Origin of the sequence: Jiangella ureilytica, assembly GCF_004348545.1 — a bacterium.
GTDB lineage: Bacteria > Actinomycetota > Actinomycetes > Jiangellales > Jiangellaceae > Jiangella > Jiangella ureilytica.
The window spans coordinates 114,417-134,263 of the sequence record NZ_SMKL01000004.1; the positions used below are offsets into that span (position 1 = coordinate 114,417).

12 protein-coding genes are annotated in these 19,847 nt (G+C 67.9%); 4 read left to right on the forward strand and 8 right to left on the reverse strand.

The features are described from left to right. Positions 1-5 precede the first annotated feature (5 nt). From E1212_RS02980 to E1212_RS02990, 3 genes are all read right to left on the reverse strand, one after another. Positions 6-1,043 carry a class I SAM-dependent methyltransferase gene (locus E1212_RS02980; protein WP_131978883.1) on the reverse strand — a complete coding sequence of 346 codons (1,038 nt, stop codon included), beginning with the start codon at positions 1,041-1,043 and terminating at the stop codon, positions 6-8. Positions 1,044-1,097: 54 nt separating this feature from the next. Then, a complete protein-coding gene (locus E1212_RS02985; RefSeq protein ID WP_131978886.1) occupies positions 1,098-2,183 on the reverse strand; it encodes a glycosyltransferase in 1,086 nt (361 codons plus the stop codon). Between the two features lie 255 nt (positions 2,184-2,438). Then, entirely contained in the window at positions 2,439-3,737 is a 1,299-nt protein-coding gene (locus E1212_RS02990; RefSeq protein ID WP_131978889.1) for a glycosyltransferase, read from the reverse strand. Between the two features lie 138 nt (positions 3,738-3,875). Here E1212_RS02990 and E1212_RS02995 point away from each other — a divergent pair, with 138 nt between their 5' ends. Then, a complete protein-coding gene (locus E1212_RS02995) occupies positions 3,876-4,448 on the forward strand; it encodes a TetR/AcrR family transcriptional regulator (RefSeq protein ID WP_162605274.1) in 573 nt (190 codons plus the stop codon). Between the two features lie 654 nt (positions 4,449-5,102). Here E1212_RS02995 and E1212_RS03000 read toward each other — a convergent pair. The 4 genes from E1212_RS03000 to E1212_RS03015 form a co-directional block, all read right to left on the reverse strand. Next, a complete protein-coding gene (locus E1212_RS03000; RefSeq protein ID WP_162605275.1) occupies positions 5,103-8,960 on the reverse strand; it encodes an endonuclease toxin domain-containing protein in 3,858 nt (1,285 codons plus the stop codon). A 681-nt stretch (positions 8,961-9,641) separates the two neighbouring features. Then, positions 9,642-11,825, reverse strand: a complete 2,184-nt coding sequence (locus E1212_RS03005; protein ID WP_131978898.1) for an acyltransferase family protein — start codon at positions 11,823-11,825, stop codon at positions 9,642-9,644. Positions 11,826-11,883: 58 nt separating this feature from the next. Then, positions 11,884-13,332: a hypothetical protein gene (locus E1212_RS03010; protein ID WP_131978901.1), complete on the reverse strand. Its 1,449-nt coding sequence runs from the start codon at positions 13,330-13,332 to the stop codon at positions 11,884-11,886. Then, a complete protein-coding gene (locus E1212_RS03015; protein ID WP_131978904.1) occupies positions 13,329-15,284 on the reverse strand; it encodes a glycosyltransferase family 2 protein in 1,956 nt (651 codons plus the stop codon). The genes E1212_RS03010 and E1212_RS03015 overlap by 4 nt, the downstream gene beginning before the upstream one ends. On the opposite strand from E1212_RS03015, the gene E1212_RS03020 reads away from it, so the two are divergent. Beyond that, entirely contained in the window at positions 15,277-16,791 is a 1,515-nt protein-coding gene (locus E1212_RS03020; RefSeq protein WP_162605277.1) for a glycosyltransferase family 2 protein, read from the forward strand. The genes E1212_RS03015 and E1212_RS03020 overlap by 8 nt on opposite strands. On the opposite strand, the gene E1212_RS03025 is transcribed toward E1212_RS03020, so the two are convergent. Beyond that, positions 16,788-18,023 carry a class I SAM-dependent methyltransferase gene (locus E1212_RS03025; RefSeq protein ID WP_131978910.1) on the reverse strand — a complete coding sequence of 412 codons (1,236 nt, stop codon included), beginning with the start codon at positions 18,021-18,023 and terminating at the stop codon, positions 16,788-16,790. The genes E1212_RS03020 and E1212_RS03025 overlap by 4 nt on opposite strands. 166 nt (positions 18,024-18,189) lie before the next feature. Between E1212_RS03025 and E1212_RS03030 the strand changes: the two genes are divergently transcribed. Both E1212_RS03030 and E1212_RS03035 read left to right on the forward strand, forming a co-directional pair. After that, positions 18,190-18,705: a hypothetical protein gene (locus E1212_RS03030; RefSeq protein ID WP_131978913.1), complete on the forward strand. Its 516-nt coding sequence runs from the start codon at positions 18,190-18,192 to the stop codon at positions 18,703-18,705. Positions 18,706-18,985: 280 nt separating this feature from the next. After that, positions 18,986-19,705 (forward strand): MIP/aquaporin family protein, encoded by a 720-nt coding sequence (locus tag E1212_RS03035; RefSeq protein WP_131978916.1) that lies wholly within the window; start codon positions 18,986-18,988, stop codon positions 19,703-19,705. Positions 19,706-19,847: the final 142 nt, after the last annotated feature.

Below are 19,847 nucleotides of genomic sequence, written 5' to 3' on the forward strand. Positions count from 1 at the left end.
CGGCGTCAGCTGCGGCTCGCGGTGAAGAAACGCGTCCGCCCGACCAGCCCGCCGTCGGTGAGCCGGACGCCGTCGGCGCCCTCTGCCAGCCAGTCCGAGGCGATGTCGGACTCGGCGGGACGCTGGGCGTCGTCGAGGGCGACCAGCGCGCCGTCGTCGAGGGCGGCCGCGAGGAGCGGCAGCGCGGGGTAGCGCGAGCGCGTGCCGACATAGGCAGGCGGCCCGTCGACGAACAACAGGTCGATGCCGCGCAGATCGGACCAGGTGGATCCGGCGTACCAGTCGTGCTTCTCCGTGCCGACGGTGACCGGCTCGAGCGGCGCCACCCGCACCTCGGCGACGTCGTCGAGGCCCTGCCGCGCCAGCGCGTCGAGGGTGCGTCCGGCGTAGCGCTCGTGGTGCTCCAGTGCCACGACGCGGCCGCGGCCGGCCCGCCTGCAGGCCAGCGCCAGCCAGACCGTCGAGCTGCCGCTGCCGCACTCGACGATCAGCGCGTCCTGCGGCAGCCGGCGCACCAGCGACACCAGCCGGAGCACCGTCTGCGGCGACGCCGCATACCCGCCGAACACCGGGACCTCGTCGTCGGTGCCGAGCACGGCGTAGAGGTTGGCCAGCGCGGACAGCTCGCCCAGCTGGTCCTCGGTCAGCGTGGTGCGCAGGTCCTCGTGCAGCCCCACCAGCTCGTCGTGGCGCACGGCGGCGTCGACGCGCTGAGCGCCGATGATCGCGGCGAGCGGGCCGCCGGAGGGGTCGTTCTGCCGCCGCCCGATGGCCTCGACGGTGGACGCGATGGTACGGGTGGTCGCGGCGAGCTCCTTGAGCTGCTTCTCGACCTTGCGCGCACGCTGTTCGGCCTCGCGGGCGCTGGCTCCGACGACGACCAGCCCGAGGAGGGCCAGGCCGAGCAGGAGCGCGAGTGCCGCCTGGGCGAGGCTGCCGCCGTCGGCCACGATGACCACGGCGACGACGAGCGCCGCCACCGCGCCGAGCATCCCGAGGAGGGGCCAGCGGGAGCCGAGAAGCGCGCGAATCGCCCGGTGCATCGAATCTCCGTGGTTGATGGTGTCCGGAAAGGTGAAACTGTACCCACCCGTGGCTCAATGTGACGTCGCGTGCGCCAGCTTCTCCAGGGAGTGGACGAACAGGTCGGCGTCGGCGTCCCAGCTGTAGTGCGCGACGACGGCGGCCCGCCCGGCCTCGGCCATGCGCCGTCGTTCCTCGCGGTTGTTCCGGAGCTCGCGAACGGCCGCCTCAGCAGCATCGACGTCGCCGAACGGGACGACGGTGCCGCAGCGGTGCCGCATGATCAGCTCCGCCGACGCCGGGTTGGGCGTGCTGATGACCGGCAGCCCGTGCGCCATGTACTCGACGATCTTGGTGGGCCGCGAGTGCGCGTAGTTGGGCTGCTCGTGCAGCAGGCTGAGGCCGGCGAGCGCGCCCGGCAGCATCGTCAGCGCCTCGTCGTTGGGGACGAACCCGTGCCAGACGACGGCGCCGCCGGCCTGCGCGGCCTCGATGACGGCGGCGCAGTCCGCGTCGGCCGGGCCGACCAGGTGCACCATGATCTCCGGCGCCAGCCGCCGGCCCAGCTCGACGAGGTCGAGGGCGCCGCGGGCCGCCGTCAGCCGCCCGAGGTAGATGACGCGCTCGTCGACCGGCGCGCTGACCTCGTCGGGGATGGCGACGCTGTTGCGGACGACGGTGTGCTCCTTGCGGAAGCGGCCGGCGTAGGACTCCTCGGCGAGCAGCAGCGGCATGCGGCGCTCGGCGCTGCGCTCGATGACCCGGATCAGCGCCGCGCCGGCGGGCCGGCTGAACCGCGGCAGCCAGGTCTTCATGCGCAGCGCGGCGGCGGTGTCCTCGTGCACGTCCCACACCAGGCCCGGCACGTCGAGCCCGACGGTCGCCAGTACCAACTCGGGGTCGTGCATGAGCACGATGTCGTAGTCGCGGCCGTGCTGCTTCAACAGCCGGCGAGCCGTGCGGACCGCGTGGAAGCGGTGCCGGCCCTGCGACCGCGGGATGTCGATGACGCCGAGGTCCGGCGGGATGTCGCGGCCGTAGCCGGTGAACGGCGCTGCCAGCGTCACGTCGTGCCCGGCCTCGCGGAGGGCGACGATCTGGCGATGCCTGATGCGTGCGTCTTCCGGGTCGTGAACCACCGTCAGGACGAGAACGCGCATGGCGCTAGCCGGCCTGCCCGTAGTCCGTGAGTCGTGCTCCCACCTTGCTCCCCGACTTCCCATCGACGCAGCCACACCATGATGACGCCGGCGCCCGTGGATGCGTTGCACGGCGGCGCACCACTCGGAGATGCTACAGCAGCACAATGTGAAGATCGGCGAGGTTGATCGCGAGGACCGTATGACATCAGCCGTGTCCGGGCGACGTGCCGCGCGGTGTCCCGGCCCCCCGGTTGCGGGACACCACGCGGGGTCTCAGGTGGCGGTGTTCGCCGGTGCCGCCAGTCCGGCGATGATCCGTTCGAGGCCGGCGGCGCCCGGTGCGGCGGCGATCTGCTCGCCGACCACGGTGCTTGCGTGCCGGTAGCGGGGGTCGGCCAGGACCTGCCGGACGGCTTCACGGATGTGGTCCGGTCGTGGGCGGTTGATCCGCAGGTCGATGCCCGCACCGGACCACGCGACCCGCGCCGTCACCTCGACCTTGTCCTCCGTCCTCCCCGCGACCACGAGCGGGACTCCGTAGGCCATGGCGTAGTGGACGCCGCCGTAGCCGCCGTTGGTCACCATGACGTCGGTGCGGGGGAGCAGCTCGTCGTAGGGCAGGAAGCTCGCGGCGCGGGCGTTGGCGGGCAGCTTCGGCAGCGTCGTGGTGTCGCGGCCGCCGGCGCTGACGACGACGAGGACGTCGTCATCTCTGAGTCCTTCGAGGGTCGGAGCGATCAGCTCGTCGAAGTCCTGGTTGGCCAGCGTCCCCTGGGTGACGTGCACGACCGGGCGGGTGCCGTCGAGCTCGTCCCACCAGTCGGGCTTCTTCTGATCGGTCGGTAGCGGTCGGGACACCGGGCCGACGAAGTGCAGGTTCTTCGGCGCGGGGTCGCGCGGATACTCGAAGGCGGGGACGCTGAACTGCACGATCGCGTCGGCGAGGACGGGCCAGTTCATGACGAACTCGCGGTTCGCGGTGCCGGTGGCTTCTCGTGTTCTCCGCCGCCAGTCCCGTTGGACGGGCGCGAAGACGACCTTCTCGGCGAGGGTGTGGAGGGCGCCGTTGCGCAGGCGGCCTGTGGGGCCGCTCCTGGGTGGGAGGCCGAGGCCGTAGGGCGCGGTGTTCCGGCTCTTGTACGGCAGCGGGACGATGCCGAGGTAGACGAGCGGCGGTCTGGTTGCTCGCGGGCGGGTCGCGAACGCGCCGGCGGCGAGGAACAGGCTCTCGGCGAGGACGGCATCGGTGTGTTCGCTCTCGATCGCGGTGTCGACGGCGTTCAGCTGGGCGGCGAGCGGGGCCAGGAAGACCTTCGTCATGTCGAAGCGCATCGCCTTCGGCCCGGACAGCCCCGCCCGGCCCGGGAAGGCGCCGTTCATGTCGCGCTCGTCGTAGTCGGCTGTGGGTGGGAGGGCGAGGTGCGTGGCGCCGGCCTCCTCGACCGCAGGCTGCCACCGTCGTCCGGTCAGGAACCGCACCCGATGCCCCTGCGCGACGAGATGCCTGGTCACCGCCAGCAACGGGACGACGTGACCGTGGATCGGCGTGGAGCAGATGAGCACGGACAGCATGCGGCGACGTCCCCCGGCGTATGTTTGAAGTCGTTCGAGAGTATTGACTACCTCAGGAGGCAAGTCAAATTGGCTGAGGGCAAGCGGACTTATCACTCGGAGCTACGCGCCCGGCAGGCCGCGCAGACGAGGCGGGCCGTGCTGACGGCGGCCGGAACGTGCTTCAGCGCGCGCGGCTACGCGGGAACGTCGCTGACCGACATCGCCCGCGAAGCCGGCGTCTCCGTCGAGACCGTCAAGGCGGTCGGTCCGAAGCGCGACCTGCTGTTGTCGGCGTTCCACCAGGCCTTCACCGGGTCGGACAGCCGCGAGCTGATCGCCGAGAAGGAGGTCGGGGTGGAACTGCTCTCGATCTCGGACGGTGACGAGTTTCTCGCCGCCCTGGTCGACTTCCTCGCGGCCGCCAATGCGGCGTCGAGCCGGCTGTGGCGGGCGTTCACGAGCGCGGCGAACTCCGATCCCGCTCTGCGGGCCGCGCTGAAGGAGCACATGGAGCGGCGGCGGGTGGACTGTGGGCACGCGATCGACGCGCTGGCGGCGCGGGGGATGGTCCAGAGCTCAGCGCCACGGGAGGTGCTGGTCGAGACCTACACCTACCTCGTGGCGCCCGAGACGCACGAACACTTCGTGCTGGATGCCGGCTGGACCCAGGCCGCTTATCGGGACTGGCTTGAACGCGTCCTTCGATCGGCCGTTCTCACGATTCAGTAAGGCCGTGGTCAGGGTACTTGGTATGAGGTCTGCGAAGGATGGTGCAGAACTCGGCGCCACGAGAGTGCCGGTCGAGACCTATGCCTACCTCGTGTCGCCCGGGATCCAGAGCACTTCGTCCTCGATGCCGGCTGGATCCAACAGGTGTGTCGAGAATGGCTCGGCCGCGCGTCGCGAGTGACGTTGCGGGGCTCCGATCGGCGATCTGTCAGATGGCGTGCTCGAGTGCGCGTCGCACTGCTTGCCCGACATTCGGCGGATCTACCGCGTCCAGCGTGATCGCAAAGTCCAAAGCTTCAAACCCACCCGACGTCCCCTTATTCTCCTCTGCCGTGACTATTAAGTGATCACCGGGCCGCTCGACAGTGACAGACTTGGACGCCGTCATATACTGCTTGAATGTCCGAATCCCAGCGAGGCTGTACAATCGGCGCATTCGCGGTGAGTTGGAGCCCAATTCGTTGAGAGGTGGGAATGCTATCTCCTGCGTGCCAGCTTCAAGGGCCTGTAGTACGAGAGAGCCAAGTTCGTCATCTCGGATCGTCGCCGGGACTACAGTAATCCAGTCATTGATTACCCGCGGGCCCATATCGGTGGGAGAGTAGCTGGCGATAATCAGTGACTTCTCGCGCTCGATGACATTTGCGCTTCCGCTCATTGGATGATCACGATCTCCACATCGACACCTCGCCTTTGCCCATATTCAAAGGACCTGGAAATGGCGTCAGCCTGCGCTTGCGTCCAGTTTGGGGGGACGCCAATCCGTAGTCGTCGTGAGGTTATCATGTCCGCGCTGACGCGGATGCCCCCATGGTTGGCCCCTGTGAAGCGCTCGACATCGCGTATGTAGGTGTTCAGGCGACTGGTTAGCCGACTCGATTGCTGATAGCTCGGCGCCGCGAGATTGATCGTTTTAATGCTTGTGGCTCGACCCCTCTCGAAGATATCGATCTTTGGAAAATTCTGGGGTAGGTTCTGACCAAGCTGTTGCTCCAATTGTCTGCCACGCAGCAGTGGTTTTTGGTCCCAGACGCTACTGCTCCCCTCATCGAGATTCTTAAGTTTTCGTAGGTAGACGATGAGTCCGATCGCTTCGATAATCCTCTTGGGTGGTGCTGCGTCGAGCGCGGTGGACCCGCATTCGCTGCTGATGGGATCGCCATTGCTAATGCATGCAGGCAGGTCCCAAAACGGGATGACCATGCTGAGGACCTGCTTCTCGGTTGCCCAGCAATCACCGAGGCACTTCAGACCAGGAAGCGGTGCCGGGCCCGGGGATGGAGATGGCTCTGGGCGGGATTCGTATCCGCCGCCAGAGTTACCAGTGCTCACGTCGCTTGCTTGGGCACCACCACCGCTTTCGAAATAGGAGGGTGGCCGTCCCTGGTCCGGTGGGTCCTGGTGCCCCGAGATCCCTCCACCGTCCATCTGGACGTAGAGGCCGGTGGGGTCACTTCCGGTGATGGGGTTGTTGCTGGCATATGCGTAGCCGTTCATCTGCTGCGGGTTAGTGTGGTCGATGATCGGGTCTACGGAGAGGAAGCGGCCGATGGTCGGGTCGTAGGCGCGGGCGCCCATCTGGATCATGCCGGTGGCGTCGTCTTCGATGCCGGTGTGGAAGCCGCGGTCGGTCGGGAAGCTCGTCACGCCGCCGGTGCTGCCGCGGTAGTTGCCGAACGGATCGCGTTCTCTGTTTCTGACCGCGCCGGCGTCTGCGTCGATGGCGGTGTCGGCGGTGCCGTTGTGGTCGCCGAACAGGTCTTGCAGGCCGTCGGATCCGGGGCTCCGGACGGAGAGGGTCTCGCCTGCGAAGGCGTAGTACCTCCGGGCCGTCACTGCATTGGTGTTGAGGTTCAGCTCGAGCTCGTGGCCGGGCAGGTAGATGGTCACCTTGTCCGGGTCGCGACGGACAAGCCGGTCGCCGTCGGCGGTGTAGATGAACGACGAGGGGCCGGCTGAGGTGTTTGCGGTTTTGACCCGGCCCTCGAGGTCCCACGTGAAGGTCTTGTTGCCGGCGGTCAGCGTGTTGCCGGTGTCGTCGTAGGTGTAGGAGGTCGTGGTCGAGCCGGTGGTCGTCGATGTCAGCGTGTGCGGCTGCGGGGAACCGGCGGCCGGGTACGCGTAAGTTGTGGTCGTCTCGGTCGGGGTTCCGGTCGACGACAGCCGGGTACGGGTACGCGAGGTCCGGTTGCCGGTCAGGTCGTACGTGTACTCCTGGTAATACTTGTTCGACGTGCCCGTAGCCGGCGGGAGATCCGCCGTGTCGCAGCCAGTGTCGGTGGCCGTGAAGGCCTGGGTGAGGCGGCGCAAATAGTCGTACTCGAAGCACTGGATGTCCTGCGTGCCGCCGGTCGGCCGGTCCGCGACCCGGGTGATGTTCCCGGCCTCGTCGTACCCGTAGCTCACGTTGGAGTAGACCGACTGGTCCTCGCGGTCGATCCGGGACCGGGTGAGCCGGCGGGTGCCGGCGTCGTACTCGTTGGTCTGCCACGACGCCGTTCCGTACTGGCCCTGCCCGCGACGGAGGATCTCACCGTAAGGCGACCAGATGGTGTCGACGGCGTAGGTGTTGTAGCCGTACATCCAGTCCTCGGCGCCGGTCGCCTCGTACCGGTGCTGCAGCGTCTCGGCCGGCAGACCGCCGATGGCGGGCATCGTCGTCGTGGCGACAGAGCCGTCCACGTTGTAGCTGTTAGTGAAGGTGTAGCTCCCATCGAGGAGCGTCCCTTCGGCGGTCGGGATGGTGACCCGGGTCCCGAGGGGCCGATAGGCCGCGTCGTAGCCGGTGACGGCGGTCGTGTACGCGGCCGCCCCCTCGCGGCGGGTCGACGAGGTCAGCTGGCCGAGCTCGAGCGTGTCGTAGGTCCACTCGGCGAGCGCTGTGCCGGTGACGGAGCCCTGCCGCGTCGAGGTCTTCCGCCCCAGCGCGTCGTACGTGAACGCGAGGGTCCGCCCTTCCGCGTCGGTCGTCGTCGTGAGCTGGCCGGCGTCGTCGTACGTCAGTTGTGTGGTGCCGGTGTCGGGGTCGTTCTTCTCGATCTGCCGGCCGCGCAGGTCGTACTCGTACGACCAGACGTTCCCGGCGTGGTCGGTCACCGTCGCCAGTTGGCCGGCCGGAGTGTAGGTGTAGCGCGTCGCATCGTTGGCGCCCGCGGCCGAGTCTCCGTGGAACTGCAGCAGCCGCTGCGTCCGGCCGCGTGCGTCCTGGAACACGGCGGTCGGGGTGTCGCCGTTCGGCGGGGTGACCCGGGTGTGGTCGCCGCGGTACTCCGTGACCGTCCGCCACTGCTCGTCGTTGTTCTTGAGGAAGGCGGAGATCACGGGCCGACCGGCACCGTCATACGTCGTCTCGGTGCTCGCGGGGACGGTCGTCGAGGGTGCGAAACCGGTCGCTGACGGCGGAGAGGAGTTGAAGTACGGGCCGTCGACCCGGACAGCGAGACCGCGCGAGTCGTACTCGGTGTCGACGATCAGCCGGCCAGGCTCCGCCTCGCTGGCCGACGGGACCTGGGTCTGCTGGACCCGGCCCCAGCCGTCGAACAGCTCGTAACCGATCGCCGTCGCGCCGGTCGGGAGCAGCGTCTTGGTCGCCACGCTGCTGAACGTGTCGTTGCGGACGCTGTACACGTACTCCGTCGTCGGCGTGTCGGTGGTGGTGCGGTCGGGTCCCCAGACCTTCCGCAGCCGGCCCAAGGTGTCGTACTGGAGCGACGTGGTCGCTCCGTTCGCATCGACGACGGAGACCGGGTTGCCGTGGTAGGTGGTCATTGTCGTGGTGGACGCGTGACCAGCGGGGTTGGTGGTGGTGATCTTCTGAGTGAGCCCGGTGGACACGTTGACGTAGGCCAGAGCGGTCGTGCGGTCCAGCGCATCGGTCGACGAGGTCGGCCGCCCGTACGCGTCGTACGTCGCGGAGCTGGTCTGGACGTAGACCGGCCCGGAGCTCCAGGAGTCCAGCTCCTCGGTCAGCGTCACGTTGCCGCGGGTGGGAGCCGCGCCCACCGCGCCGCTGTCGTAGGCGAACCGCTGATCGGTGACCACATGACCCGGCCTCGTCGGTGTCGCCTCGCATTCGACGGAGACGGTCTCGACCCGGGACGGCAGCGCGACGATGTGCGCGGAGGTGTTGCGCACGAAGGTCGTGCGGGCGCAGAGGTCGTCCGACGTCGTGGAGGTGTCGCCGCGGTCGTCGACCTGCGTGCGCAACCCGTAGGAGTCATAGGTGTAGGCGACGTCGGTGGTGCGCCAGCCCAGGTCGGGCAGCTTCGCCGTCCACGTCCGCGTGCGTCGCAGGTTGACCATGTGTGCGGTGTCGGTGCCGTCGGTGGCGGTGGCGGCGGAGAGCCACGGGTCATGGATGGCCTTCGAGACGACCTGGTCACCGTTGTAGGTGATGCTCTCGCGGACGAATCCTGCGAGACGCTCGTGGTCCTCGATCGAGGCGTTCTCGGAGTCGGTGACGTCGACGTCGCGGGACCCGCTGGGCAGGTGGTCGCCGTCCATGCCGCGCATGTAGAGGGTCTCCGTCTCGATCGGCTCGCGGTCCAGCTCGCCGACGCCGACGGTGGTGACGACCGTGCCGTAGCCGCGCCAGTCGCCCCAGGTGCGCTGGTCCTCGGGGATCAGCTCACTGCCCTGATACGCCCAGGCGGGCTCGCCCTCGTAGCTGTAGTGGGTCTCCTGCGCGAGCTCGTTCTGGTACAGGTCGTCGACGACGACGGAGTCGACCAGGTACTTGTGGAACCAGTGCTCCTCGGGTTCGTCCGCGCCCTCGGGCGTGTAGAACACCGGGAAGCAGTTCATCGTGTTGGACTCGGGCGCGTTCGGCACGTTCGACGGCGTGCACTCGGTGTCCCGGTAGTTCACCGAGATCCGGCCACCGGTCCCGTTGCGAATGGTGCGGATCCGCCACTTGTTGAACGGCGGTGCGTTGTCGATGCCGTCGACCCTGTTGGGGGTCTGCTCACCGTGGAACACGACGCCGGGAAGCTCGATCGGCGACGTGCCGGCATGCCCGGAATGGACGATCCGGCCCAGCCAGAGCGCCGGCGCCGTCCCGTCACCAGGACTCGGGAACTGGTGCGTGAGCTCCCACCGATCGGCCGCCCGGTACGTGCCTGACGAGAGCACCTGCGTCTCGACCGTGACCAGCCGCATTCGGAGATGAGCGCAGCCGTGCCCAGGCCGCAGTCCTCACCGCATAGCCGCGATCAGTGCCTCGTCGAGACGCGGCGTCAGTGAGTCGACATAGGTAGCGGTCAGATGCGAACCGCGTCGATAGATCAACACGTTTCCGATCACGGCGGGGCACATATCGCCCGGACAGATGTAGTCGTTCACGTCGACCGAACTCACGCCGTCAAGGCCCTCCAGCGCGGCCAGTTGGGCGGGAGCACCGCCGCGTTCCGCGCCTATGGCACGGGGGAATGCACAGGCGCTCAGCTCGTCCCCGTGCTCAGCAACGCACTCGATGACCTCGTGTTCCGGATTCGGGTTGTCCACCAGAACGATGACCTGGCGCCCGGCATCTTCCAGGCCGGTCCAGGTTCTGCGGAGATCTTCGACCATCGCGTCGGTCTGCTCCCGCTGGGACTCGTTGGGACCGAGGTAAGCCTGGGATGCCACCTGAGACGTGACGACATAGTCGATTGACTCGAGCTCGTGCAGGCGGTCGTAGCGGGTTTCGTTGTACTCGGCGCAGTCCTGGTTCGCCCTGTCCTCGTACTTGATGTCGACGCGGGCGAGGGGACAGGCGCTCTTGAGGTAGGTGAGGATACGCCAACCCCGTTCGTCGGCGATACGCTGGAACGCCGGCAACCACTGGTGCGCCTTGGAGTCACCCACCAGAGCCATCGTCACGTCCGCGTCCTCGGGCCCGTAGCTACACGCTTCGAGCTCGGTCCCCTCCAGCTCGCTGATGCACGGTTCCCCGCCCAGCGTGGCGAGATCTTCGCGTGCGGCGAGCACATCTGGGACCAGAAGGTCGACGGAGTCGGCTGGGCGTCCGTCGGGGTCCTGAGCCGGTATCGCATCGAGAACTGCGGCTCCGGGCGCCTCGCCGCCTACGGCATAGGACGGTTGCTTGGGGACGGCAAGCGAGACGATCACGGCCGTGGCGACGCCGATGGCTGTGCACACGACCCCGAGCACTGCCGCCCAGCCGGGCAACCGCACGAAGACCTTGGCCCTGTGGATCGGTGCCTCTACGAGTCGGTGCGTCAGCCAGGCGGGTACAACGGAGAAACCGACCACCGTCACGGCGATGGTCACGGGGAGCTCGTTGTCTTCGCCCCACATCGCCGCTGCCCCGATCAGCAGCGGCCAATGCCACAGGTACAGCGAGTACGAAAGCGTGCCGATGTCTCGCATGATCGGGGTATCCAGCACAAGGTCGCTGATGGTCCGCCGGCCGACGGTGCCTGCCGCGATGACCGCGGCCGCACCCAGTGTCGGTACCAGCGCGGCGATGCCGGGGAACGGCGTCGCCGCGTCGAACGTGACGACGGCGAGGACGATGGCGGTCAGCCCGGCGACACCGAGGAGATGCGCCCACACCGCCGGCAGCCGTGGTATCCGGTGCGCGAGGATCGCCAGCGCACCGCCGATGGCCAACTCCCACAGCCGGGTCGTCGACACAAAGTAGGCGGGGCCAGGACTTGTCTTGGTGAGCACGATCGACCAGATGAACGACGGCACGCCGATGGCGGCGATGCCGGTCAGCATGGCCCTGGTGAGCGGCAGCCGGTACCTGCGCTGCAGCCACAACACGAGCAGGATCATCAGCGGCCAGACGATGTAGAACTGCTCCTCGACCGCGAGGGACCAGTAGTGCTGGACGGGGCTCGGGGCGTCGTCGCTGGCCAGATAGCTGACCGACTGGTCGGCGAGCCGCCAGTTCACGACATAGAGCGCGCTGGTCGCGATGTCCCATGCGACGGACGACCACCGCGTCATCGGTAGCACGAGCAGGGTCATGGCTCCGACCGTCACCAGCACGACCGCCGTGGCTGGGAGGAGACGCCGGACACGGCGGGCCCAGAACCGGCTGAGCCGGAGCCGGCCGGTCCGTCCGATCTCGCGGTCGATCAGCCCGGTGATCAGGAAGCCGGAGATCACGAAGAACACGTCGACACCGACGAATCCGCCGGACAGGAGCGGCATACCTGTGTGGAATCCGAGGACGGCGAGCACCGCGACCGCCCGCAGGCCCTGGATGTCCCCCCGAAACCGCTGGCTGCTCGTGCGCCGCTCCGATTCGGTGACGCGACCCGCTGCCGCCTCGATTGGCGGCGGCACGACCTGCGGCACATCTGTCGCGGAGGAGTAGCGCATCTGGTTGGTGGGTTCCTGTCGACGACGTGCCCGGAAACGTCGCATCTGTCGGCCGCCAGTGTAAACGAGCAGAGGGACGGCAGACGCGATGAGGCGACCGGCCTCACTCAGCGGGTGGCGGGAACCGATCGATCAAATGATGGAGCAACACCCTGTCGGCGCGGTCCTTGAAGGGCAGGCTGAGCATGGTTTCGATCAGGCTGCGCTGATTGAAGGGCAGTAGAACGCGGTGGGCCAGGTCGGCTTCGTGGTACCGGTTGGCAGCCCACCGGGAGTTGCGGTGCTCCCAGTAGAAGAGGTCGTGATAGTCGTAGCCGTGGAGGTTGTCGGCCCGAAAGTCGGCATAGTGGATGAACTCCTCGAAGGCGGCTACCAGAGACTCTACTCGTGCGACATCGGCGCCGTGCCAGAGATGAGTGAGTCGTTGCGCTGAGATCTCGGTGACCTCACGTCGCTTGTAGAAGACGGTGCCCGTCTCTGCGATGGTCGACTGGAAGTGAAAGAAGTCACGAGGAAGGCCGTCGTAGAACGCTTGGGCGATGGTTCGGGCCTGACTCAGACGAGGGAAGGTTGTGGTGAAGATGGCGTCGAAGGCCGGCGATTTGATGCGTCCGTCCCAACGGATCACGCGGTGCGGCAGCTGGTAGTTCCACGCCGTCTGGTTGCCACCGTACAGATCCTCGGCATGTGCATCCGCAGGATTGGTGGATCGATAGAAGGTAAACGCGAACGAATTGGGCGGCAGGAACTCGCGGCCGCCTGCGAGCGTGGTCCTGCTGTCCAGCCCGGATGTGACGGAGATGCCAACTGGCCCGAATGTGCTCAAGAGCCGTAGGTGGGCGCGAAACAGCTCCTCGAACCGCTCATAGGTCACCTTCACATCCATCTCGCGGAGTTCCTCAAAGGGATAGAACCGCCTGTGCACCGTTCGGCCACTGGCGAGATCGGCCTCCAGCAGACAATTCGGGATGAGCGGCCGCACGGATCTGTACGCTGTTGCGATTCCGGGAAGGTATTTGGTGCCAGCCGAGCCACGGATCTCGACGAGAGTGTCGTACAGGTCGTGTGCGTGCTCATCGACGGCAGCGTCTGCGGCTTGGCCGGCCAGTTCGACGTGTGATGAAGCGACAAAGTCCCGGCCGGAGCCGGACCAGTAGACGGACTGAGTCGCATGGCAGTCCGGGATCACCGTGAGTTCGTCGCCATCATGGACGAAGCACGTGAACCGGCCGCCGAGGTAGGCGACGTACCGCACCACGGCGTCCAGGCCGTGCTCGGCAGCCAGCGACGCGACGTAGGCCGCGATCCAATGGCGGTCGCTGGTGCCGTGTTCCACGTCCACCGCGTGGCCGATGAGCACGACCTCGGGGGTTCGATCACGGGCCGTCTGCGCCACGGAATGGGCGTAGGCGGTCCGGTGCTGGAAGCGATAAGTGAGTGCTCCTACTGTGAGACTGGGCCACGGAGCAGTGACATCGGCCCAGTCTGGGCCCGCCGAGACAAGATACCCGTGTCCGAAGATCTCCTCGGCTGTCGACGTCATGTCCTTCACCTGTCTCGAGGCTGGTCGAACCAACTGGATGGCGCAGATGCCACGGAGGGAGCTGCCCCGAGGATGCCGGGCGGCGGTGCGAAGCCGGGCCACTGATGGACGTCGCCGCGGAGAAAGTATTCCACGCCTGGATCCCAGGTGTGGCCCCAGGCTGCGCGGTAGACGACTATACCGAGGCCGTGGGTGCGGTAGATGGACCCACCGGACTGGGTGACGGCGTGGGCGAGCGCGGTGTCGACAGCCCGATGGAGTGGCCGCCAGCCGCCGACGCCGCGCAGCGTGTGCACCGGCATCAGGAGGGTCGCTCCCGGAACTCGGTTGGTGTATCGGTGGCCGCTGGTCCGGTGCCGACGGACGGTGAGGTCGAGGGCCTCGAGATAGAGGAACTCCGCCCCGGAACCGACGAGATCGGCGCGTGAGTACTCGGCGGCGTGCACGAGGTCGGTGAGGTGGTGCTCGCTGTACCAGTCGTCGTCGTCCATCTTGGCGACCAGCTCGCCGGACGCGAGGTCGCAAAGGTCGTTCAGCATGTCGCCGAGTGAGCGGGTGGTGGGCACCTCGGCGATCACCAGCGGCCGGTCGTAGGCCGCCTCCAGCTCGCGCACCCGCGGGTGCCCGCGTTCGATGCCGTGCAGGCCGAGCACGAGCTCGACCTCGGGCCACGTCTGCCGCCGCAGCTGTTCCGCGATGCGCGCGAGCAGTTCAGGCCGCTTGGTCGGCAGGATCACCGACACAGTGACGGAGGGACGCGTCCAGCGGCCGAGCTGCCGGCTGACGGAGGCCCATCGTCCCCGCGTCCCGTGCCGCGCGAAGGCCAGCCGACGGATCGACATCGCGTACGCCTCACGGCGAACCGGATCGGCGAGATCCCGCTGCGTCACTGCCGAGAGCTCGCGCGCGAGCGGCTCGCCGAGCAATCGGCGGACGGTGTCGCCCAGACCCGAAGTCACGATGGGCAGGGCGGCCGTTGCGGCCTGGGCCAGGAACGCGGCGTGCTGGACCGGCCCCTGGTGCGCCTGGGGATCGTCATGCACGGCCCGGAAGCCTCTGAGCTCGTCCACGACCCGGTCGCTCAGCCCCGACCAGTCGTCGAAGTGGGCACTGGTCCATTCTCCGGGGCCGTCGAAGGCGAAGTGGCTCACGTCGCAGCCGCCCAACCGTCGCAGCCGGACCTCGTCGTTTTCGACGTCGGGGCGGAAACCCACCGGACGCAAGGTGTCGGTGTCGACCGGTGGGAGGATGCCGGGTTCCTGAGCACGCGCCACGAATGCCTCGACATCGCCTCGCGGCGCGTCGACCAGGTCGCGCCAGGACGGCCGCCGCGCTGGTCCGCCGACAGCGAGCATCACCGGCGCTTCGAGAGAGGGCTTTCCCGCCGGCGCGGCGTCGCCGGAGGTGAGGACGACGTCCACCGAGAACGGGCCATCGGCGCCGGCTGGCATGCTACCGCCGAACCTGACGGCCGAGGGGTCGCCACAGACCCAGGGCATCGCGTCGGCGGCGTCGTGCTCGATGCCGACGCGCAGTCCCGCCGCCGGACGCTGGAAGGTCGACGACCCGCCCTCGAGCATTGCAGCCAGGGGGTCGGCGAGGGGTAGCACGCCGCGGAAGCGCACGGCATACCGCGCGTGCGGCACGGGCTCCTCGATGATGTCCTGCTCGGCCGTGACGACAGCCCTGATGCCGACCGAGCCGTGCGGCAGCCGGACCAGCTCGCGTTTGGGCAGCCCTCCGACGACGACCTCGAACACCTTGCTCTCGTAGGGCAGGGCGACGAGTTGCGGCAGCATGGCCCGGAGAACGGTCACGGAATCGGCCACGAGCAGGATTCGGCTCCACGGTGCGTCACCGTTATTGATCTCTCCTGCAAACAATTCGGAGAAATCGACCACGGTGTCGCAACTACGTCCCGAAGCGAGATCAATTAGTGTCTCATCGCTCGTGATGAGCATTCCCAATGCAGCCAAGCTCGTGTCCGCCTTCCGGAGTCGTGGCGACGATACCCGAGGCGTGTCGCTAGAGTCTGGCACCGTTCTCGAGTCCAAGGAGTCTCACATGGTCATGACCGCTCGCCGCACCGCCGCGGCGCGGAACGACTGGCGCAGTCTTTCGCCGCGGGCGGTCGGTGAGCCGGCCGCGGACCCGGTGTCGGTCACCGTGGTCATCCCGGCGCATGACTGCCAGGGCGAGTTGGACCTCGCGCTCGCAGCGCTCGCGGAGCAGAGCCATCCGAAGGACCTCCTGGACATCGTCGTGGTGGACGACCGCTCTGAACCGGCCCTGGTCCTGCCCGGCGACCTGCCCGTTCCCGCACGCGTCATCCGGGTCGAAGGCGGTGGTCACGGCTCCGGACATGCCCGTGACGTGGGTGCGCGGGCAGCGACCGGCGACGTCGTGCTGTTCCTCGACGCGGACATCATCGCCGACCGCCACCACGTCGAGGCGCATGCCCGCTGGCACGAGCTGATCGACGACGCCGTGGTCCTCGGCTTCCGCGACTTCGTCGACGTCAAGGGCGTCACTCCCTCGCAGGTCCGGGCGGCGATCGCCGACGGCGGCGTGGCACGTGCCGTGGCCGGCCGTGCCACAGAGCCGCACATGTGGATCGAGCAGTTGCTCGACAAGACCGACGACCTCGTCCAGGACCGAGAGGACCTCTGGCGGGCAGTGGTCGGCGCCAGCGTCTCGACGCGGCGGTTGTTCTACCAGGAGATGGGCGGGTTCCCGCACTTTCCACGCCGGGGCATCGTCGACACCGAGTTCGGCTACCGCTGTTTCACCGCCGGCGGCGTGGTGATCCCCGAGCGGATGGCCTACAGCCTGCACCAGGGCCAGCGGTCCTTCGCCAGCCGAGGGAACGAGATCGCCCGGCTGCGCGCACCGTTGATCGCCAACCACATCGCGCATCCGCGGTACCGGCCTTCCGTTCGAGGCCGGCAATGGGCCGTTCCCTATCTCCACGTGATCGTTCCCTCGGGTATGGCCGACTTCGTGACCACGCAGCGGACCGTCGATGATCTTCTGGCCAATGACTTCGACGACTTGACCGTCGGTATCGTCGGTGTGGCCGACAATCCGGAATGGGACCTGTTCGTCGACTACTGGCAGTACGACGGCCGGGTACGGCTTCTGCTCGATGCTCCGCGGACCGGGTTCCCGAGCCCCACGACCATGCTGGTGCCGGTCGGCGCGCGGTTCGGTCCGGAGGCCGTCGGCCGTCTGGTCACCCGGCTGCGTGCCTGGACCCACGGGTTGATCAGCGTGAGCGTCACCGGGCTGGAGTCGCCCGTCGAGCTCTGGGCCACACGAGCTCTGAGCCGCAGTTTGCGCTCATCCGACGGCAACCTGCGCGACACTGCCCGAAACTTGTTCGGCGAGGTCTGGTCGGCGGGCTCCGACTTCGGCGTCGGTCTCGACGCCGGCGCCTCGGACGTCGGCCGAAGTGGGAAGCGTCGCTAACCGGGACGGTAGCTCAGCAGCGCCGACCGGTCGGTCTCCGATCCCTCTCGGACCAGCCCAGGAGTCTCGGCCAGCCAGGCATCGGCGGCTTCCTGCTCCTCGGTCCGGTCAACATCGTCGAGCACGATGCGCGCGCCCGGCGCAAGCCGCGTGCCGAGCAGCGGCAGTGCGGGGTAGCGGGCCCGCGGCCCGCTAGCGCGCGGCGGGCCATCGACCAGGAGCAGTTCAATGTCCTTCAGGTCCTGCACCGCGCTCGGGTCGTACCAGGTGAAGGTCTCGCCGTTGACCTCGACGTCGCTCAACGGCGCGTGCCGGACCTCGACAACGGCGCTGAGTCCGTGCTCGCTCAGGGTCCGCCGGGTCTGCTCGGCGTATCGCTCGTCGTGCTCCAGAGCCACCAGCCGCCCGCTGCCCAGCGACTCCAGCGCGTAAGCCAGCCACACCGTAGAGGCGCCGCTTCCACATTCCACGACAACCGAGGGGCGGATCTGGTCGACCAGTTGCACCAGGCGGAGCAGCGTCGTCGGTTCCATGGCCCAGCCACCTGTCGGAGGCAGTGGCGCACGGGCTTCGATGCGCTTGTTGAGCTGCATCAGCGCCTGCACCTGGCGGACCGGCTCGTATCCAAGCTTGTCGACGTGCTCGCGCAGGCTGATGAGGCGGCGCTTCTCGCCCTGGGACAGCTCCTCCAGCCCGGCCAGCACGCCGCGCCGCGCGTTGTCGACTAGTTTCGCGGTGCCGGCCAGGTCCTTCTTGAGACCGGTCAGATCGTCGGCGACCGAGGTGACGGCGGTGCCGATACCGGTGACATGGCTCACAAGCTCGACATGTCGTTCGGCCGCGGCGAGGCGCTCCTGCGCGATGCCGGTGAGGACGCGGTCACCTGCGGTCTCCAGCCTGCCAACCGTCGACTGGACCTCGCCTGTGATGGCGTCGAGTGTGCGCCGACCGGAAGACTCGACGTTAGCGGGCAGGCTGCGCAAGCGGTCGACGTTTCGGGCCAGCCTTAGATCGCGCTCAGCCATCTGCTTCAGCCGCTTGGCCATCTCGCCCTGTCTGCGGCGAATATCCAGGACCGCAACGACCAGTACGGCCAGCAGGAGGCCGAGGGCGGCGATGGCGAGATCCGTCTGGCCAGCGACGCCGAGGACCGCGGTCGCGAGGCCGAGGGCCGCCGCGGCAAGACCCACCGCGAGCTGCCGAGCAGTCATACCCAACACGACTTCGTCCAACCTTCCTTCGTCAGCGTGGGCGTGACACTACCCTTTCCGGCGGCAGGACTGGCAACGACTCCGCGCGTACGTGGACAGCGTGATCGATGGGTGCCAGTCTGCCTGCCAGTCGTCACAGGGAGACCAATTGCGTGCGTTCGTGTTGTGTACGGGCCGGTGTGGCTCGGTGACCTTCGTCCGGTCGTGCCGCCACATCGACAACTACACCGCCGGTCACGAGTCACTCGCGCCTGCCGTCGGCGCTGAGCGGTTCGCCTACCCGCAGAACCACATCGAGGCCGACAATCGGCTGTCCTGGTTCCTCGGCGAACTGCGCTCACGCTTCGCCGATGCCCTCTTCGTCCATCTCCGTCGCGATCCCGCCGAAGTTGCCGATAGTTTCGTTCGGCGATGGGACAACGGACATCGCGCGAATATCGTCAAGGCGTTCTCGGAAGCGATCGTTCCGCACCGCCGCGAACCTCCGGTGGAGGACCGTCCGGCGCTCGCCCGCTTCTACGTCGACACCGTCCGGACGAACATCGACGCCTTCATGGCAACGGTCCCGTACTCGATGACCATCGATCTTGAGCAGGCCAAGGAGCAACTGCCGGATTTCTGGTACCGCCTCGGCGCCGAAGGCGACCTCGATGCCGCGACCGCCGAGTTCGAGCAGCGATACAACGCCAGCGTCCCTACGTAAGCCGGCAGGCAGGGCAGGACTGGAGTGGCGACCTGAGCAGCACGGCAGCACGGCAGCACGGCAGCACTACACAAGCGGACGGAACGTGCCTTGTGCCTCGCCGATCGCCGGGTACGCATGCGCCCGCCGTCACGGCCGCCACCGCTCGTCGGTTTCCTTGCGTTCGACGCCACCGGCGACCGTGGTCGAGTCCGTGAGCGCCTGGGATCCGCGATAAAGTCCCGGTGGTGCCATGCCCGTGGGCGTGGGTGGGGTAGACGACGACGGGAGGGGCTCGTAGATGGCTGACGGCTGGCTTCGGAACGCGATCGCCGAGGGGGTGGGCACGCTGTCCGTGGTCTTCGCGACGGTGGCAACGATGAGCTTCGCCGGTCAGGTGACGCCGAACATACTCGCCTACGGGTTCGTCGTCATGGGAATGGTCGCCGCGCTGGGGCATGTCTCCGGGGGCCATTTCAATCCCGCCATCACGCTAGCCATGCTGCTGGCGAAGAAGATCGACGCGCTCGGCGCCAGCATCTACTGGGCGGCGCAGCTCGCCGGGGCCGCACTGGGTGCACTCCTGGTCGCTGTGGCCTCCGACACCGACGCGGTGGCCGTCGCGACACCCGCGGTCAACGACGAGCTGATCAACGTGGGCGGCGCGATCGCACTCGAGGCCACCGCGACGATGTTCCTGATCCTCGTGGTGTTCGGCACCGTGGCCGACGAGCGCTCGCCGCTGTCGATCTATCCCTTCGCAATCGGCGGCGCTGTCATCGCCGGCAGCGCAGCACTGCTCGCCGTCACCGGTGGAGCGCTGAACCCCGCCCGCGGCTTCGGCCCGGCCGTGGTCAGCGGCGAGTGGGACGACATCGCTTCCTGGCTGGCGGGCCCGCTGATCGGGGCCGTCGTCGCCTGGGCGTTGTACCACTTCGTCATCGCTGACCATCAGCGGAGTTCTCGCCGCGGCCGGTATCCCGAGCCGGTGCCGCCGCCGGGACCGTCGCTGCTGCCCTGACCGAGGGTTCCCGCCGCACGCCGGAGCGATCGGCCGCGGGCTTGTCGGCGACGGTGTGACTGCCGGTGTGCACGTCGGTCGCCGGGCGTGCACCATGGTGACACGGTAGGGGAAGCACTCCGCTAGAGTCCTGCATGCTGGG